General features: G+C 64.8%; 1 protein-coding gene and 1 pseudogene. One reads left to right on the forward strand and one right to left on the reverse strand.

Annotated features, from left to right (window positions below; translation table 11 throughout):
* Positions 1 to 314 (reverse strand): IS91 family transposase (locus AC0L3P_RS39930; RefSeq protein ID WP_473309451.1); only part of this gene is annotated, 314 nt, incomplete at its 3' end.
* Between AC0L3P_RS39930 and AC0L3P_RS39935 the strand changes: the two are divergent.
* Positions 297 to 733: pseudogene (locus AC0L3P_RS39935) on the forward strand (IS5/IS1182 family transposase); the annotation flags it as partial. The gene AC0L3P_RS39930 and the pseudogene AC0L3P_RS39935 sit on opposite strands and share 18 nt — an antisense overlap.

Here is a 733-nt window from a genome sequence, read left to right on the forward strand (position 1 = left end):
GGAGTCGGTAGTGTGAAGACGACGTGGAAATAGGGAACCGGCAGCAGGTCGGCTTCTCGCGCGGCGAGCCACGCGGCTCGGGCTGGCCCCTGACACTTCGGACAGTGCCGGTTGCGACAGGAATTATAGGCGACGCGTGTCGTGCCGCAGTCGTCGCAAGCCTCCATGTGGCCGCCGAGCGCCTCGGTCCGGCACGCCACGATTGCGCTCATCACGCGCCGCTCGACCCGACCGAGATGATCGGCATGGTCACGGCGATAGGTGTCGCCATGCCGGCGCAGAATATCGGCAATCTCGTTGGCCGAGCCAGCCAGATCCGCTCCCAGCAGCAGCGCCAGCGCGGCTGGAAGCTCTATTCCTTTCATGCCCCGGAGGTGGAGTGCATCGGCAAAGGCAAGGCCTCAGCCCCTTACGAGTTCGGCGTGAAGGCCTCCATCGTCACCAACAATCGCCGAGCTCCCGGCGGCCTGTTCGTACTGCATGCCAGCTCGCTGCCCGAAAATCCCTACGACGGTCACACCTTGCGGAACGTCATCGACCGGACCGAGACGCTCACCGGATGTCCGATCGAGCGGGCCTATGTCGACAACGGATACCGCGGCCACGATGCTCAAAATCCACGTCGCGTCTTCATCTCCGGCCAGAAGCGCGGCGTCTTCGGCGCCATCAAGCGCGAGCTCCGGCGCCGCTCCGCCATCGAGCCCATCATCGGACATCTGAAGGCCGAAGGTCA

This window comes from Bradyrhizobium sp. WSM4874 (assembly GCF_055811835.1).